The organism is Kaistia algarum (assembly GCF_026343945.1).
GTDB lineage: Bacteria > Pseudomonadota > Alphaproteobacteria > Rhizobiales > Kaistiaceae > Kaistia > Kaistia algarum.
In genome coordinates this window covers 2,410,381-2,426,448 of record NZ_JAPKNJ010000001.1, presented here as the reverse complement: position 1 = coordinate 2,426,448, position 16,068 = coordinate 2,410,381, and the positions used below count along the sequence as shown (strand labels likewise).

14 protein-coding genes are annotated in these 16,068 nt (G+C 65.9%); 9 read left to right on the top strand and 5 right to left on the bottom strand.

The genetic code is table 11. The annotated features are described in order from the left end of the window. Positions 1-96: 96 nt before the first annotated feature. Together OSH05_RS11665 and OSH05_RS11660 are read right to left on the bottom strand one after the other, a co-directional pair. A complete protein-coding gene (locus tag OSH05_RS11665) occupies positions 97-648 on the bottom strand; it encodes a GNAT family N-acetyltransferase (protein WP_104220945.1) in 552 nt (183 codons plus the stop codon). 12 nt (positions 649-660) lie between these two features. Beyond that, positions 661-1,791, bottom strand: a complete 1,131-nt coding sequence (locus OSH05_RS11660; protein WP_104220944.1) for a type III PLP-dependent enzyme — start codon at positions 1,789-1,791, stop codon at positions 661-663. A gap of 750 nt (positions 1,792-2,541) precedes the next feature. Between OSH05_RS11660 and OSH05_RS11655 the strand changes: the two genes are divergently transcribed. From OSH05_RS11655 to OSH05_RS11635, 5 genes are all read left to right on the top strand, one after another. Beyond that, complete coding sequence (locus OSH05_RS11655) at positions 2,542-4,131, top strand: gamma-glutamyltransferase family protein (RefSeq protein WP_104220943.1); 1,590 nt, start codon at positions 2,542-2,544, stop codon at positions 4,129-4,131. A 113-nt stretch (positions 4,132-4,244) separates the two neighbouring features. Further along, positions 4,245-5,429: an amidase gene (locus OSH05_RS11650; RefSeq protein WP_104220942.1), complete on the top strand. Its 1,185-nt coding sequence runs from the start codon at positions 4,245-4,247 to the stop codon at positions 5,427-5,429. A 76-nt stretch (positions 5,430-5,505) separates the two neighbouring features. Continuing rightward, the gene (locus OSH05_RS11645; protein WP_165801707.1) at positions 5,506-6,414 is read left to right on the top strand and encodes a LysR family transcriptional regulator; all 909 of its coding nucleotides are present in this window, start codon (positions 5,506-5,508) and stop codon (positions 6,412-6,414) included. Positions 6,415-6,480: 66 nt separating this feature from the next. After that, positions 6,481-7,125: a DUF1007 family protein gene (locus OSH05_RS11640; RefSeq protein WP_104220940.1), complete on the top strand. Its 645-nt coding sequence runs from the start codon at positions 6,481-6,483 to the stop codon at positions 7,123-7,125. After that, positions 7,122-8,165 (top strand): nickel/cobalt transporter, encoded by a 1,044-nt coding sequence (locus tag OSH05_RS11635; protein WP_104220939.1) that lies wholly within the window; start codon positions 7,122-7,124, stop codon positions 8,163-8,165. Before OSH05_RS11640 ends, OSH05_RS11635 begins: the two co-directional genes overlap by 4 nt. On the opposite strand, the gene OSH05_RS11630 is transcribed toward OSH05_RS11635, so the two are convergent. Together OSH05_RS11630 and OSH05_RS11625 are read right to left on the bottom strand one after the other, a co-directional pair. Then, positions 8,166-8,969 carry a gamma-glutamyl-gamma-aminobutyrate hydrolase family protein gene (locus OSH05_RS11630; protein ID WP_104220938.1) on the bottom strand — a complete coding sequence of 268 codons (804 nt, stop codon included), beginning with the start codon at positions 8,967-8,969 and terminating at the stop codon, positions 8,166-8,168. A 97-nt stretch (positions 8,970-9,066) separates the two neighbouring features. Further along, positions 9,067-10,569 carry a bifunctional metallophosphatase/5'-nucleotidase gene (locus OSH05_RS11625; RefSeq protein WP_104220937.1) on the bottom strand — a complete coding sequence of 501 codons (1,503 nt, stop codon included), beginning with the start codon at positions 10,567-10,569 and terminating at the stop codon, positions 9,067-9,069. Between the two features lie 129 nt (positions 10,570-10,698). On the opposite strand from OSH05_RS11625, the gene hemH reads away from it, so the two are divergent. From hemH to OSH05_RS11610, 3 genes are all read left to right on the top strand, one after another. Then, positions 10,699-11,751 carry a ferrochelatase gene (hemH, locus tag OSH05_RS11620; RefSeq protein ID WP_104220936.1) on the top strand — a complete coding sequence of 351 codons (1,053 nt, stop codon included), beginning with the start codon at positions 10,699-10,701 and terminating at the stop codon, positions 11,749-11,751. Between the two features lie 78 nt (positions 11,752-11,829). Beyond that, on the top strand, positions 11,830-12,804 hold the full coding sequence (locus OSH05_RS11615; protein WP_104220935.1) for an SPFH domain-containing protein: 975 nt from the start codon (positions 11,830-11,832) through the stop codon (positions 12,802-12,804). A gap of 9 nt (positions 12,805-12,813) precedes the next feature. Beyond that, the gene (locus OSH05_RS11610) at positions 12,814-13,266 is read left to right on the top strand and encodes an NfeD family protein (RefSeq protein WP_104220934.1); all 453 of its coding nucleotides are present in this window, start codon (positions 12,814-12,816) and stop codon (positions 13,264-13,266) included. Between the two features lie 6 nt (positions 13,267-13,272). Here the strand turns inward: OSH05_RS11610 and OSH05_RS11605 are convergent, their stop codons facing one another. After that, positions 13,273-14,271, bottom strand: a complete 999-nt coding sequence (locus OSH05_RS11605; protein ID WP_104220933.1) for a KpsF/GutQ family sugar-phosphate isomerase — start codon at positions 14,269-14,271, stop codon at positions 13,273-13,275. A 186-nt stretch (positions 14,272-14,457) separates the two neighbouring features. Between OSH05_RS11605 and OSH05_RS11600 the strand changes: the two genes are divergently transcribed. Beyond that, positions 14,458-15,897 (top strand): outer membrane beta-barrel protein, encoded by a 1,440-nt coding sequence (locus OSH05_RS11600; protein ID WP_104220932.1) that lies wholly within the window; start codon positions 14,458-14,460, stop codon positions 15,895-15,897. Positions 15,898-16,068: the final 171 nt, after the last annotated feature.

Here is a 16,068-nt window from a genome sequence, read left to right as displayed (position 1 = left end):
ACAGATCTTCCATCACGATAGCAGAATGGCAGCCGCGCGGCTCCCCCGCCGGCCAATCCGGCAGGGACATGCAATCAGCGGACGGAATGCTGGCCGTCAGGCGGCCAGACGTACCGGCTCGAACGCCGCGTAATCGGGAACGAACGCCGGAGCAGCGAATTCGCCCGTCGGCTGCAGGAGGCCGACGGCTCCCGCGAGCGCTCCTTCACGCATTTCCAGCGCGAGGAAGCGGTTCCGGTCCACCGGGCCGGGCATCAGAAGCCGGGCGGTCGGCGCGTTGGAGAAGCCGAACCGGCTATAGTAGGGCGCGTCGCCGACGAGGATGACCGCGCCATGGCCGAAGGCAGCGGCGCGGTTCAGCGCCATCCGCATCAGCTTCGCGCCGACGCCTTCGCCCTGGCATTCCGGCGCCACGGCGAGCGGGCCGAGCAGCAGCGCGCCGCGGCCACCGGCCGAGACATTCCAAAGACGGACCGTGCCCACGAGTTCGTCGCCATCACGCGCGACGAGCGCCAGTCCGGCGGCCGGCAGACGGCCCTCGCGGATCCGTTCCGAGGATTTGAGGAAACGGCCCTCGCCCATGGTGCGGTCGAGCAGCATTTCACGGGCGCCGGCTTCCGCCGGCGCCTCGACGCCAAGATGGATCATTTTTGGACGCCTTCAGATCACGTAGGAGGCGAGCGGCTCGAAGCCGTTGAAGGCGACGGCCGAATAGGTCGTCGTGTAGGCGCCGGTGCCCTCGATCAGCACCTCGTCGCCGATCGACAGCGTGACCGGCAGTTCGTACGGCGTCTTCTCATAGAGGACGTCGGCCGAATCGCAGGTCGGGCCAGCGAGGACGCAAGGCGCCTTGCTGTCGCCGTCATGCAGCGTGCGGATCGGATAGCGGATCGACTCATCCATCGTCTCGGCGAGGCCGCCGAACTTGCCGATGTCGAGATAGACCCAGCGCACCTGGTCCTCGTCGCTCTTCTTCGAGATCAGGACGACTTCCGACTTGATGATGCCGGCATTGCCGACCATGCCGCGGCCCGGCTCGATGATCGTCTCCGGGATGCGATTGCCGAAATGCTTCTTCAGGGCGCCGTCGATCGACGAGCCATAGCTCTCGACGCCGGGAACGTCCTTCAGATAGCGGGTCGGGAAACCGCCGCCGAGATTGACCATCGAGAGCTGGATGCCTCGCTCGCCGAGCACGCGGAAGATCTCCGCCGCCGAAGCGAGCGCACCGTCCCAGGCATCGACATTGCCCTGCTGCGAGCCGACATGGAACGACACGCCATAGGCGCGCAGGCCCAGCCGATGTGCATGCTCCAGCACGCCGACCGCCATCTCGGGCTCACAGCCGAACTTGCGCGAAAGCGGCCATTCGGCGCCGGCGCCGTCGCAGAGGATGCGGCAGAAGACGCGCATGCCGGGAGCGGCGCGCGAAACCTTCTCGACCTCGGCTTCGCAGTCGACCGAATAGAGCGAGATGCCACGAGCGAAGGCGGCAGCGATGTCGCGCTCCTTCTTGATCGTGTTGCCATAGGAAATGCGGTCAGGCGTCGCGCCGGCGGCCAGCGCCATGTCGATCTCGGCGACCGAGGCGCAGTCGAAATTCGAGCCCAGCGAGGCGAGCAGCTTCAGCACTTCCGGCGCAGGATTGGCCTTGACCGCGTAGAAGATCCGCGTGTCCGGCAGCGCATGCGCGAAATTCAGATAGTTCTCCCGAACGACGTCGAGGTCGACGACAAGGCAGGGGCCTTCCGGACGTCGGGTGTTCAGGAAGTCGATGATGCGAGCGGTCATCTGCGTATCCCCGAGAGCCTAGCGACAGGCTCAAAAGCGTTGCGAAACAAGCGGACGGAACGAAACCGTCGTGCCAATCGCTATGGACGCGATCGAAACGCAGGCAGCGGAGCCGTTTTGCCGGCAAAGCCGGCAGATTTCGCGGGTGACAGTCGCAGCGAAAACGGGATGCGTTTTCGTGAGCGCTGCCTTCGCTTGGAACGGGGGAACCGATCCGCACGCCCGGCAAGGATGTAGTGCCTCTTCAGTGACCACGGCCGATGGAGAGCCGGTAGAGACTAAAAAAGCCCGCTACGTCGTTGCTTCAAGTCGCGTCCTCCGCGGAGACGGAGTTCACCGGTTCGCTTTCCGGCTGCCGACCTTCCCGGGAAATTCCCGGACTCCTCGTGGTCCTTTCGGGGTCCACATGGGCGTCGCTTCGGCCTCTTGTCCGAAGCCCCACCGGTCGGCACGCAACCACAGGCACGTGCGATAATTGGGCAAGGCGTAGGTAGGACGAACCACCCCTCGATACAAGCGGTTTTTGCGTCGGAGGCCATAAAATTCGGCCCTCGGGCACCGCGAGCCTCGCAGGGTCGCCGAAACGCGTTCGGAACCGTCCGAATGTGACAAATCCTTGTCGAATTCACGACATCCAGCCACCGCCTCACCTCTCATCACCCTCTGCCGCGATCGAAGGCAGGGGGCGATTCGCCCTTCCGGCGTCGCGGCGATTCGCCTAAGGATTCGCGCGGCATAAAGGAGCGTTTCATGAGCGAGACCGTCGTCGGCGAAAAGGGCATGGTGGTGGCGCCGCACTGGGCTGCGGCGGAGGCGGGAGCCGAGATCCTGCGGGCCGGCGGCAACGCGCTCGAAGCCATGATCGCCACCGCGGCGACGATCGCCGTCGTCTATCCGCACATGAACGGCATCGGCGGCGACGGCTTCTGGCTGGTCCGCGAGCCGGGCCGCCCGCCGCGCTATATCAAGGGCTGCGGCTCGGCCGGCTCCAAGGCGACCATCGCCGCCTATCGCGCGAAGGGTTATGACCATATTCCGACGCGCGGCCCCGACGCGGCACTGACGGTGGCCGGAGCCGTCTCCGGCTGGGAACTGGCCTTCGAGTTGTCGAAGAGCCTCGGCGGGCGGATCGAGCGGACGACCCTGCTCGAGAACGCGATCGGCCATGCCCGTGCCGGCACCGCCGTGACGCGCTCGCAGACGCGCCTAACCCGCGAACATCTCGCCGCGCTCAAGGCGGCGCCCGGCTTTGCCGACTTCTTCCTGGTCGATGGAGAGGTTCCTGAAGTCGGCACGATCCTGCGTCAGGAGCGATTCGCCGATACGCTCGACCAGCTCGCGCATGCCGGCTTCGACGATTTCTATCGCGGCGACATCGCGGTGACGATCGCCGACGATCTCGAACGGATCGGCAGCCCGGTGACCCGCGACGACCTGGCCAAGCACCAGGCGCGCTTCCGCCCGCCGCTCTCGGTGCGCCTTACCGATGTCGAACTGTTCAACGCGCCGCCGCCCACACAGGGCGTCGCCTCGCTGATTATTCTGGGTGTATTCGAGCGCCTCGGCGTCCAGCGCGGCGAGAGCTTCGAGCATGTGCACGGTCTCGTCGAGGCTACCAAGCGCGCCTTCCTGATCCGCGATGCCCATGTGACCGACCCCGAGATCGCCGGCGATCTCTCCATGCATCTGTCCAACGCCGTGCTCGACCGCGAGGCGGGACATGTCGACATGCGCCGGGCGGCGCCCTGGCCGCAGGTCGCCAAGAAGGGTGACACCGTCTGGCTCGGCGCGATCGACGCGAACGGCATGGCCGTCTCCTATATCCAGTCGATCTTCTGGGAGTTCGGCTCGGGCGTCGTGCTGCCGCGCACGGGCATCACCTGGCAGAACCGCGGATCGAGCTTCTCGCTCGACCATCGGGCCCGCAATCCGCTGCATCCCGGCCGCAAGCCATTCCATACGCTCAACCCGGCCATGGCCTCGTTCGACGATGGCCGCTTCATGAGCTATGGCACGATGGGCGGCGAGGGCCAGCCGCAGACGCAGGCGGCCGTGTTCACGCGCTATGCCCGCTTCGGCATGGACCTCGCCGAGGCGATCGCCGCGCCGCGCTGGCTCTTGGGGCGAAGCTGGGGCTCGGACCATACTAATCTGCGCCTCGAAAACCGCTTCGATCCGGATGTCGTGAACGCGCTCCAGCGTGCCGGCCATGATGTCGAGGTCCTCGACGCCTCGCATGCGGACCTGATGGGCCATGCCGGCGCCCTGGTCCGCCGCAAGGACGGGCGCATCTTCGGGGCCTCCGACCCACGCTCGGACGGTGCCGCGGTTCCCGCCTGAGGCGCCAAATTTTTTCGCATTCGCGGAAAGAACGGGCTATGTATCGCGGGAACCCATCCCACGCCTGAACGGCGCCAGCCGCTCCGGCCGGCCGAAGCCCCAGCGAAAGCCCCATGCTTCTGACCAGCGATCCCGTCCATGCCTTCGTCGACTATCCAGCCGTCGAAGTACCGTCCGCGGCGTCCGGGCCGCTCGCCGGCCTGACCTTTGCCGTCAAGGATCTCTACGATGTCGCCGGCTATCCGACCGGCGGCGGCCATCCGCTGGTCCGCCAGCAAAGCGGCATCAAGACGGCCAGTGCACCGGCGGTGCAAATGCTGCTCGACGCCGGCGCCCGCTTTGTCGGCAAGACGCATACCGACGAATTCGCCTATTCGATGAATGGCGAGAATTTTCACTACGGCACGCCGATCAACGTCCGCGCGCCGGGCCGCATACCGGGTGGCTCCTCGTCCGGCTCGGCAGCGGCGACCTCGGCCGGACTGGTCGATTTCGCCCTCGGCTCCGACACCGGCGGATCGGTTCGTGCGCCGGCTTCCTATAACGGCCTGATCGGCCTCCGCCCGACCTTCGGCCGCATCGACATCTCGTCCGTGATGCCGCTCGCCGAGACCTTTGACGTCGTCGGCTGGTTCGCGCGCGACATGGATACGTTCGCCCGCGTCGGCGATGTCCTGCTCGGTGATGATGTCGCTGGGCCGCCGCTCACGCGCTTCATCGTCGGCGACGACATCCACGCCCTGCTGCTTGGCGAACTCGAGGAGGCCGCGGTCCGCAGTGCGAGCCCGCGCATCGCCGCCCATCTCCAGCCCGCCGGCGCGGTCATCGTTTCCGAGGATGGTCTCGCCGCCTGGCGCATGATCTTCCGCACGATGCAGGCCTATGAAGCCTGGCAGGCGAACGGTGCCTGGATCACGGCCAACAACCCAACCTTCGGACCGGGCGTGCGCGAGCGCTTCGAATGGGCAAGCCGCGTCACCGTCGAGGACTACGAGGCGGCTGCCGTCCGTCGCCGCCATGTGCGCGAGCGCATCACTGGGCTTCTCGGCGACGATACCATCCTCGCCATTCCCACGACGCCCGGCATCGCTCCGCTGCGCGGCCTCGATGGCGACACGCTCGAATCCTACCGCAATCGGGCGCTGTCGATGCTGTGCACGGCGGGACTGGCCGGACTGCCGCAGATCAGCCTGCCGCTCGCCGAGCATGATGGCTGCCCGCTCGGCGTATCGCTGGTCGCGCCGCACGGCCGTGACCGCGCGCTGATCGATCTCGCCCGCCGCATCATGGCCGGCTAGGGGAAAAGCACGCTTCGCCCTGCGCATGCGCGGCGAGGCCCTTCCATAGTTGCCGCCAGTGTCTAGTATCCGCGCGATGGACACACTCACTCGCATGCGGACTTTCGTCGAGGTGGTCGAGGCCGGTGGCTTCTCGGCTGCCGCGCGCAAGATGGGCCGCTCCAAGGCGCTGATCTCGAAATATGTTCGTGAGCTCGAGGATGAGCTCGGCGCCCGCCTGCTCAACCGCACGACGCGGACCCTGTCGCTGACCGAGGTCGGCCAGGTCTATGCCCGCGATGCCACCGAGATCCTGCAGCGGATCGACGATCTGCAGACGTCGGTCGGCGACGCCCATGCCGCCGCGCGCGGCCGGCTCAAGGTGAGCGCGCCGCGCACGTTCGGTGATGGCGAACTCGGCCGGGCGATCATGGATTTCGTCGTGCAGGAACCCGGCATCACGCTGGAACTGCATCTGGAAGACCGTTTCGTCGACCTCGTTGACGAAGGATTCGACGTCGCCATCCGCATCACCTCGCTGACCGATTCCAGCCTGATCGCGCGGCGGCTCGCCTCGTTCCGCATCATCATCTGCGCCAGTCCGGAAGTGCTGGAGCGCCACGGGAGGCCGGAAGTGCCGTCCGACCTCGCCGGCAAGCCCTGCATTATCGACACCAATGTCGGCTACCGCTCCAACTGGCCGTTCGTGATCGACGGCGAGCGCGTAACGGTCGGCGTGAAGGGCCGCGTCGAGGTCAACAGCCCCAATGCAGCCCGTCTCGGCGCCCTTGCCGGGCTCGGCTTCACCATCGTGCCGTTCCTGGTGGTGCGCGAGGATATTGCCAATGGCCGGCTCATTCCCGTGCTGGAGAGTTTCGAGCCGGCCGGCGTTGCGATCCACGCCGTCTATCCACACCGGCGGCACCTCTCCGGCAAGGTACGGGCCTTCATCGATTCGCTGGTCCACTGGTTCGAGAAGTACAGCCCGCCCGGAGGCAGCTGCTGAACTTCGACACGATCCGGCCGCAGTTCCGCGCGATGCAGGATCGGCATTCTGGATAGGCAAACGCTCATGCTTCGAATCGGCTTCGCGCTCTTCCTCCTGATCGCCGCGACCGGCCTTGCCTCCGCCCATCCGCATGTCTTCGTCGATGCCAAGGAGGAGATCGTCTTTGACGCCGAAGGGCGCATGACGGCAGTCCGCCATATCTGGCAGTTCGACGAGGCCTTCACGGCCTTCGCGATCCAGGGACTTGACGCCAATGGCGACGGCAAGCTCTCGGATGAAGAGTTACAGCCGCTCGCCAAGGTCAACGTCGAATCCTTAAAGGACTACAACTACTTCACACTGCTGAAAGTCGGCGACAAACATGTACCCGTGACCTTTCCGAGCGAATATTGGCTGGACTTCCGAGCGGGGCGGCTGACGCTGTTCTATACCTTGCCGCTCAAGACTCCGGTTGCGCCCGGAAAATATACGACGCTCGAAGTGTTCGATCCCGAATATTTCGTCGCGTTCAATTTCGTCAAGGACCAGACCATCCACCTCGCCGACGCGCCAGCCAACTGCAAGGCAAGCTACCGGCCGCCGCACGAACTCGACGACGCCACCATGGCGAAGCTCGCGGCCATTCCGATGGACGAGCGCGATCTGCCGGCCGACCTCGCGGACGCGGCATCGAGCCTTGCCAGCCTGATCATCGTGAGCTGCTCATGAAGCCGATCGCAGGACGCATCGGGGCGCTCGCCGCCCTCTTCAGTGCCCTCCTCGCCGCACCTGGAATCGCGCTGGCCGCCAGCAGCCCCTTCGGCATCGCGACGCCGGACGGATCAGGTTCCGTTGCCTGGGCGGGTCCGTTCAAGGGCTTCTTCATCTGGGTGGCGGCGCAGCAGGCGAGTTTCTACAAGGAACTCACCGCCGCGCTGCATCAGGTCTCGGACAGCGGCCACGCCGCCTGGTTCCTGGTCGCCATCTCCTTCGCCTATGGCGTCTTCCACGCCGTCGGGCCGGGACATGGCAAGGCGGTCATCTCCTCCTATCTGCTGGCGAGCGGCGACACATTGAAGCGCGGCGTGGCGATCTCCTTCGCCTCCGCCTTCGTCCAGGCGGTGACGGCGATCGTCGTCGTTTCGGTCGGCACGCTGCTACTCAATGTCACGGCCGTGACCATGACGCGGGCGACCGACGCGCTCGAAGTGGCAAGCTATGCGCTCATCGCGCTTTGCGGCGTCTGGCTGCTCTGGTCGCGCCTGCGCCCGGCCGGAGCTGGCGCAAGAGCAGCCATGGCGGCGCCGCATGTCCACGACGCCCACTGCGTCCACAACCTCGCCTTCTCGGTCGGCAATGGCGGAGCGGCCATGGCGCGGGCCTCGTCGTTTTCCTGCGATTGCGGCCATTCGCATATGCCCGACCCGAGCCTGCTGACGGCGCCGCTGACGCTGCGCAATGCCGCGGCGGCAGTGATGGCGGTCGGTATCCGGCCCTGCTCCGGCGCGATCATCGTCCTCGTCTTCGCGATCTCGCAGAAACTCTATTGGGGCGGCATCCTGTCGGTGCTGGCGATGGCAGTCGGCACCGGCCTGACAGTCGCCGCGCTCGCGACCCTCGCGGTGAAGGCGAAGGATGTGGCGCTGCGCTTTTCGGCCGAGGGTTCGACCGGCCGGCTCGCGGTACTGCGCGGCCTGGAGCTCGCGGCCTCGGCCGGCATCCTGCTGTTCGGCGTCATCATGCTCGGCGGCGCGCTCGCCGCCGGCTGATCATTCGGCGGCTGCCCTATCCGAGGAACGCGCCATGCGTTGGCGCATGGCATCGCCGAAGGCGCGGAACAGGCGCGCCGACGGCGCATCGCTCGCCACCCAGAATTCGGGATGCCACTGCACGCCGACGGCAAAGCCCGGCGCATCCGCGACGCTGACAGCCTCGATGGTCCCGTCCGGCGCCACGGCCTCGACGACGAGGCTGTCGGCAAGGCGGGAAACCGCCTGACGGTGCAGCGAGTTCACCCGGATCGATCCCTCGCCGACGATCCGGCCAAGACAGCCGCCCGCCGTGACCAGCACCTCCTGCCGAATGGCGAAGCGCTCGCTCTGGTCGTCGCTCACCGGCGAACGGTGGTCGTTGCGGCCGGGTACATTATGCACCTCCGGCACCAGCGAACCGCCCAGCGCGACATTCAGCTCCTGAAAGCCCCGGCATATGGCAAGCAGCGGAATACCACGGCGGATCGCGGCGCGGATGAGCGGCAACGTCGTCGAATCGCGGGCCATGTCATAGGGCTCAGCGACAGCGTCCGGCGTCTCGCCATAGAATTCGGGAAAGACGTTGGAGCGCGAGCCGGTCAGGAGCAAGCCGTCGACGCGCGCCAGAAGGCCCTCAATGTCGAGCGCCTCACCAAGCGCCGGCACGATGACCGGAATTCCCTGAAGGCCGATCAGCACCGCCTTCAGATAGGTGTCGGGGGCAGCGTGCCAGCGATAGCCATCGGCCTCGCGCAGATCGGCACTGACGGCGACCAGCGGCGACGCCTGTGAAAATGGGGAAGGCTTCGTTTCAGCGGACATGAAACCTCTCTATCGCGGTCCGCGCCGATTGGCGAGACCGCGATTTCTCAAGATTTACCGCCGACGACAAGGCGTGCCCCAAAACGCCCCCGGCGGCTCAATCCTTCGACTGGATCCGCCCTTCGACCTTGGGCGACACCGCCTTCTGCGCCGCGACATAGTCGATCACCTGGCTCGCCATCAACTGCGCGTCGATCGGACCGACCAATGGCTCGGCGTCGCGCAGCATGACATAGCCGTCGCCCCCGCCGGCCATGAAGTCATTGGTCGCCAGCGTATAACTCGCTGCCGGATCGAGCGGCTTGCCAGCCACGAGAACCGAGAGGACGCGGTCGCGCGGCGGCTTGGAAAGATCGACATCGACGGTCAGGCCCGAGACCTGCGGGAAGCGGCCGGCGCCCTGGTCGGCCTGGCTGAAGCCATTGACGAGGGCGGCAAGCAGCGTCGCTCCGGTCACCTTCAGCTTCACCGTCTTGTTGCCGAAGGGCAGCTCCGCGAAGATATCGGCGCGGGTCAGCACCGTGCCGGCCGGGTATTCGCGATCGGCACGAATGCCGCCGCCATTGGTGATCGCGACATCGGCACCGACCGCGGCGCGCATCGCATCGGCAAAGAGATTGCCGATCGCCGCTTCCTCGCCCCGCACCGTGGCGCGGCGGCTGTCGAGCGGCGTCGCGGTGGTACCGATCTCGATCTTCAATTGCTTGTCGAGTTCGTCCTGATAGGTCTTCACCACGGCGGCGATCTTGGGATCCGGCGTCACCGTGGCGCTGTCGATGATGTCGAAGCTCGGCCGCCAGGTAACCGTGGTCTTGCCGTCCTTCACTTGCTTGTCGAGATCGACGCGCGTGACGACGATGCTGTCGCCCTGCGAGCCGGATTCTGTAAGCACCGTCTTTCCGTCATAGAAGGCCATCAGATGTTCGTCATGGCCCGAGAGGACCAGATCCGCGGCATGGGCGCGGACGAGGGCGATATCGACCGAGAGCGGGGTATGCACGACGGCGACGACGAGATCGGCGCCGGCATCGCGCAGCGCCTTGGCTTTCGCCTTGCCGGTCTCGATCGAAGAGAGGAATTGCATGTCGCCGGGGCTCGACACCATGGGCGTGTCCTCGGTGGTGAGGCCGTAGAAGGCGATCTTGACGCCGCCGACTTCGACCACGCGCTCATCGAGCGTATTGGGCGGCTGGCTGCCATCCGGCTCGCGGATGTTCGAGGTCAGGACCGGAAACGTCGCCTCGCCGATCCTTGTATGGAAATTATCCTTGCCGAAATCGAACTCGTGATTGCCGGGGGTCATCGCGTCGACGCCCATCTGGTTGAGGATGGCGACGATATGGGCGCCCTTGTCGATGCCGGACAGCAGCGAGGGCGACAGCGTATCGCCGGAATGGACGAAGAACGTCGGGCCCTGCTCCCGTTCGGCGTTGACGACGGCGGCAAGACGCGCAAAACCGCCGCGGCCCTTGACCTCCTCCATGCGATCGATGTCGTTGGTCTGCACGAAGCGCAGCGTCACCGTCTCGGCGAGAGCGGCAACGGGCAGCATCATGGCGAGCGCCAGGACGCTCAGCCGGATTCGGGATCGAACGGTCATGCGGGGCTCCTTCGGTTGGCTCGGCCCTAAGCCTGCCCTATCGATATTACACCGCGATTGCATGGCCTCCGTCGACTGCAAAACGGTCGCCCCTTCGCGTTCGCCACTTCGGGCGCTAGATAGGTGCCCATGACCCATTCCAGCGCACCCACGCCGATAGCTCGGACCCATCCCCTGCCCTCGGGCCATCCGCCTGTCGCCTTCGGCAAGATCGGGCTTCTCCTCGTCAATCTCGGAACGCCCGATGCAACCGACTACTGGTCGATGCGGCGCTATCTGAAGGAGTTTCTCTCCGATCGCCGCGTCATCGAGGTGCCGCGCCTCATCTGGTGGCCGATCCTCAACCTGGTCATCCTGACGATCCGGCCGAAACGCTCCGGCCACGCCTATGAGCAGATCTGGAACCGGGAGCGCAACGAATCGCCGCTGCGGACCATAACCCGCGCCCAATCGGAAAAACTGGCCCAAGCGCTCGCCGGCGAAGTCGTCGTCGACTGGGCCATGCGCTACGGCACACCCGCCATTGCCGAGCGGATCGAAGCACTGAAGCAGGCGGGGTGCGAGCGCATCCTCGTCATGCCGCTCTACCCGCAATATGCCGCGGCGACGACGGCGACGGTCAACGACAAGGTCTTCGACACGCTGAAAGCCATGCGCTGGCAGCCGGCCATCCGCACGCTTCCGCCTTATCACGACGATCCGGTCTATATCGACGCACTCGCCCGTTCGATCGAGCGCTCGATAGCGGCGCTCGATTTCGAGCCCGAGCGGGTGCTGGCCTCGTTCCATGGCCTGCCCAAATCCTATTTCGACAAGGGCGATCCCTATCACTGCCATTGCCACAAGACGGCCCGGCTCCTGCGCGAGCGGCTTGGCTGGCCGAAGGAGCGGCTGACGCTCACCTTCCAGTCGCGCTTCGGCCGCGCCGAATGGCTGCAGCCCTATACGGATGCGACGGTCGAGGCGCTGGCGAAGAGCGGCGTCAAGCGCATCGCCGTCGTCAGCCCCGGCTTCTCGGCCGATTGCGTCGAGACTTTGGAGGAGATCGCGATGCAGAACCGTGACATCTTCCTGGAGAATGGCGGCGAGAATTTCGCAGCGCTGCCCTGCCTCAATGACAGCGCCGAGGGCATGGAACTGCTCGAGCATCTCGCCCGGCGGGAACTTCGCGGCTGGCTCTGACACGGCAGGCATGCGTCATTCACCGGTTGCATGCCTCGCGCGAACCGCATAGTTCTCACTCGTCCGATGGAGAGGGGCATGGAATTCTTCGGTTTCGACGCGACAGTCGTCGTCCTGGCTCTGCTCGTGATCGCCCTGCTGATTGCCGGGGTGAAGACCGTTCCGCAGGGTTTCAACTACACGATCGAGCGTTTTGGACGCTATACACGCACGCTCTATCCCGGCCTGAACCTGATCGTTCCGTTCATTGACCGCATCGGCGCCAAGATGAACGTGATGGAACAGGTGCTGGATGTTCCGACCCAGGAGATCATCACCAAGGATAACGCCACGGTCAGCGTCGACGGTGTCACCTTCTTCCAGGTGCTCGACGCGGCCAGGGCCGCCTATGAGGTGAGCGGGCTGCAGAACGCGCTGCTCAATCTCACCATGACCAATATCCGCACGGTCATGGGCTCGATGGATCTCGACGCCTTGTTGTCGCATCGCGACGAAATCAATGACCGCCTGCTGCGCGTCGTCGATGCCGCCGCGTCGAGCTGGGGCATCAAGATCACCCGCATCGAGATCAAGGACATCGTGCCGCCGGCCGATCTCGTCGATTCGATGGGCCGCCAGATGAAGGCCGAGCGCGAGAAGCGCGCCCAGATCCTGGAGGCCGAAGGGCTGCGCCAATCGGCGATCCTGCGCGCCGAAGGCGAGAAACAGGCCCAGATCCTTCAGGCGGAGGGACGCCGGGAAGCGGCGTTCCGCGATGCCGAAGCCCGCGAGCGCGCCGCCGAGGCGGAAGCCAAGGCAACGGCCCTCGTCAGCCGCGCCATTGCCGAGGGCGACGTGCAGGCGATCAATTATTTCGTCGCGCAGGGCTATACCAAGGCGCTTGAACATCTTGCCTCGGCGCCGAACCAGAAAGTACTGATGCTGCCGGTCGAGGCGACCGCGCTGCTCAGCTCGATCGGCGGCATCGCCGAGATCGCCCGGGAGGCCTTTGCTCCATCCGAGGCCGCTGAAACCAAGAGGCGCGGCGGAACCGTGCCGCGGATGGGAGGTTGAGTCGCGACCATGGTATTTGAAATGATCCGCGGTTGGGGCGAGTGGAACTGGATCATCCTGGGGCTGATTCTCATGCTCCTCGAGATCGCAGTGCCGGGCGCCAGCCTGATCTGGCTCGGCATTTCCGCGCTTCTCGTCGGCGGCATCGCCCTGCAGACGGACATGCCCTGGCAGATCCAGGTGCTGCTCTTCGCGGTGCTCGCGCTGATCTGCGTCTATGTCCTGCGCCGGGTGCTTCTCATGCGGGAGGCCCGCGGCGACCCGCTCCAGCTCAACTCGCGGACGGGACGGCTCTATGGACACGTCTATCCGCTGGCCGAGTCGATCGTGAACGGCGTCGGTCGCATTCGCGTCGACGATACGACCTGGGGAGTTGCGGGACCCGATCTGCCGGCCGGCACGCAGGTCCGCGTGACCGGCCATGACGGCACGCTGTTGACGGTTGCCGCGCTCGATCGGTGAGTGCCCTTAGGCGACACCGATCCGCAAGAGATCATGCACATGTAGGACGCCGATGGGGCGATCCTGCTCGACCACGAAAAACGCGGTGATCGCCGTCCGGTTCAGGAGTTCGATCGCCGCCCCGACCAGCATGTCGGGCGGGATCGTTCTCGGGCGAGGCGTCATCACCGCCTCGACCGGGCGATCCAGGAGATCGGGGCCGAGATGGCGGCGCAGATCGCCGTCCGTGACGATGCCGACGATCCGGCCGGCTTCGTCGACAACGCCGACGCAGCCCAGCGACTTCTCCGTCATCACGACAATCGCGCGGTGCATCGGCTCCCCGAGCGTGATGAGCGGCATCGCCTCGCCGGCATGCATGATGTCGCGGACGAAATGCAGGCTGGCGCCGAGGCTGCCGCCGGGATGGAACAGGCGGAAATCCTGGGCCGAGAAGCCGCGCGATTCGAGCAGCGCGATGGCGAGCGCGTCGCCAAGCGCCAGTTGCATGACCGCCGACGTCGTCGGGGCAAGCCCGTGCGGGCAGGCCTCCTCCGCGCGCGGCATCAGCAGCACATGGTCGGCCTGCCGGGCCAGGGAACTGCTCGAAACCGACGTCATCGCCACGAGGGGTATCCGGAAGCGAACGGCATATTCGACGACGGCGTGAAGCTCGGCTGTCTCGCCAGACCAGGAAATGGCAAGGATGACATCCTTGTGCGTTACCATGCCGAGGTCGCCGTGGCTTGCCTCCGAGGCATGGACGAAGAAGGCTGGCGTGCCGGTCGAGGCCAGTGTCGCAGCGATCTTGACGCCCACATGGCCGCTTTTGCCGACGCCGGTGACAACCACGCGGCCCTCGGTCGCTCGGATGGTCTCGACGACTGCCGCGAAGCTCGGCCCCAGAGGGCCGGCAAGGGCTTCTGCGAGCGCATCGAGCCCTGCCCTTTCGCTCGAAAGCGTCCGAATGCCAGAGGCGATCGTGTCGATATCGTCGACCGGCTGCGGCCGAACCGAACCCATCATGTCGGGCTCCTCGTCGTTTCCTGCGCCGGCTTCTAGCACGGCGCCGAACCGACCGCCGCTCGAAAAGCGGATGATCCCCCGAAAGCGACCGACAACTTTCTCTTAACCAAGTCCGTTTACATTTCGGAAACCATCTGCCGCCTCCGAAGCGGCATCCCACGCCTGTTACCGAAGACGGATAGCGGAATGCGCCTTTTCGTCCGGCTCCTCGCATCGGCCGCGCTTCTCGTCGCGCTCGGCCCGATGCCGGCTGCCCGGGCGCAGCAGGTCGACGCGCCGCCGATCTGGTTCGACACCGAGGACGATTTCTCGCAACTGCGCGGCACCGATCGCGGCGCGCCCGTCGAGATCGATTCCGGCCCCGGGTCGGACGTGGCCGCCCCGCCGGACGAGACCGAGGATGGCCGGCCTCTGCGCGTCGCACCACAGGCGACGATCACCGATGCGGAAGCCGCGGCGCGCCCCCGCGCGCCCAACCCCAACGCCAGCGGCGAGAACGCCTTCGAACCGCTCGGCATCCGCCTTGGCAGCTTCATCCTGAAACCAGCGATCGAGTTTCGCACGGGCTACACCAGCAACGCCGCCGGCTCATCGACCGGCGGCCCCTCCGGCGTGCTGACGGTCGCCCCCGACGTGACGCTGCAATCCGACTGGAGCGAGCATGAACTCGGCTTCCGCCTGAAGGGAGCCTACGACTATTACACCGACACCAGTGTCGCCGCCTCTCCGAACCTCTATGTCGAAACCAACGGGCGGATCGATCTGCCGAGCGACTGGGCGCTGCGCCTGAAGGCGGACTACAATTACGACAAGGAATCGGTCGACGTGCTCGGCTCTCCGGTCGATGCCGACAACCCCTCGGGCGTGAACCGCTTCGATGCCGGCGCCACGCTCGACGGCGACATGGGACGCGTCCTGTTCGAACTGCGCGGCACGGCGACGCGGATGAGCTATGAGGATGCCGAGATCGCCGGCCAGTTGGTTGGCCAGTCCTACCGCGACAACGATTTCATCGGCGGGGCGGCACGGATCGGCTACCAGGTGACGCCCGCCATCGCGCCGTTCGTCGAGACGCAGCTGACGACCCGTCTGTTCTCGCAGCCGACAGATTCGCTCGGCTACAACCGCAACTCCAACGGAATCACCATCCGCGGCGGGCTGCAATATTCCGCCGACCCAATCCTGAAGGGCGAGGTCGCCGTCGGCTGGCATCGCGAGAACTATGTCGATGCCGCCTATCCCTCCTTCGACGCCCCCACGATCGATGCCTCGCTGATCTGGTCGCCGTCGGTCCTGACGCAGGTGACGTTCCTGGCATCGACATCGGTTCAGCCAGCGGACGACATCACGGCATCGAGCACGCTCGTCTATGATCTGGCTCTCTCGGCGCAGCACTATATCCGCCGCAATTTCACACTCGAAGGCGATCTCGGCTGGCGGCGCGAGCATTACATCGGCACCGACCTGTCGGACATCACTTATGAAGCCGGCATCGGCGCGACGTGGAAGCTGAGCCGGGAGGCCTGGCTGGTCGGCCGCCTTTCGCAGGAATATTACGTCAGCGCCGCACAGGGCGGCGACTATCCGACGACGACCGCGACGATCGGCCTGCGCCTCCAGCGCTGACAGCGCTTGGCAGAACCGTGCGGCATGGCAAAGACTTGGTCCGGCGCCAGCGAAGGGACGGCTCGCCCGACGAACGGCCTCAGGGCCGAGATTCGGGCTGCCGCCATCCCCTTTCGGGCGGCTTGGAGCAGGCGGGACCCAATTCCTTTGCCGTGTCATCAACGCGACACG

Coding starts and splice junctions, on each gene's coding strand:
- OSH05_RS11665 (WP_104220945.1), bottom strand. CDS start 648: ATGATCCATCTTGGCGTCGAGGCGCCGGCGGAAGCCGGCGCCCGTGAA.
- OSH05_RS11660 (WP_104220944.1), bottom strand. CDS start 1,791: ATGACCGCTCGCATCATCGACTTCCTGAACACCCGACGTCCGGAAGGC.
- OSH05_RS11655 (WP_104220943.1), top strand. CDS start 2,542: ATGAGCGAGACCGTCGTCGGCGAAAAGGGCATGGTGGTGGCGCCGCAC.
- OSH05_RS11650 (WP_104220942.1), top strand. CDS start 4,245: ATGCTTCTGACCAGCGATCCCGTCCATGCCTTCGTCGACTATCCAGCC.
- OSH05_RS11645 (WP_165801707.1), top strand. CDS start 5,506: ATGGACACACTCACTCGCATGCGGACTTTCGTCGAGGTGGTCGAGGCC.
- OSH05_RS11640 (WP_104220940.1), top strand. CDS start 6,481: ATGCTTCGAATCGGCTTCGCGCTCTTCCTCCTGATCGCCGCGACCGGC.
- OSH05_RS11635 (WP_104220939.1), top strand. CDS start 7,122: ATGAAGCCGATCGCAGGACGCATCGGGGCGCTCGCCGCCCTCTTCAGT.
- OSH05_RS11630 (WP_104220938.1), bottom strand. CDS start 8,969: ATGTCCGCTGAAACGAAGCCTTCCCCATTTTCACAGGCGTCGCCGCTG.
- OSH05_RS11625 (WP_104220937.1), bottom strand. CDS start 10,569: ATGACCGTTCGATCCCGAATCCGGCTGAGCGTCCTGGCGCTCGCCATG.
- hemH (WP_104220936.1), top strand. CDS start 10,699: ATGACCCATTCCAGCGCACCCACGCCGATAGCTCGGACCCATCCCCTG.
- OSH05_RS11615 (WP_104220935.1), top strand. CDS start 11,830: ATGGAATTCTTCGGTTTCGACGCGACAGTCGTCGTCCTGGCTCTGCTC.
- OSH05_RS11610 (WP_104220934.1), top strand. CDS start 12,814: ATGGTATTTGAAATGATCCGCGGTTGGGGCGAGTGGAACTGGATCATC.
- OSH05_RS11605 (WP_104220933.1), bottom strand. CDS start 14,271: ATGATGGGTTCGGTTCGGCCGCAGCCGGTCGACGATATCGACACGATC.
- OSH05_RS11600 (WP_104220932.1), top strand. CDS start 14,458: ATGCGCCTTTTCGTCCGGCTCCTCGCATCGGCCGCGCTTCTCGTCGCG.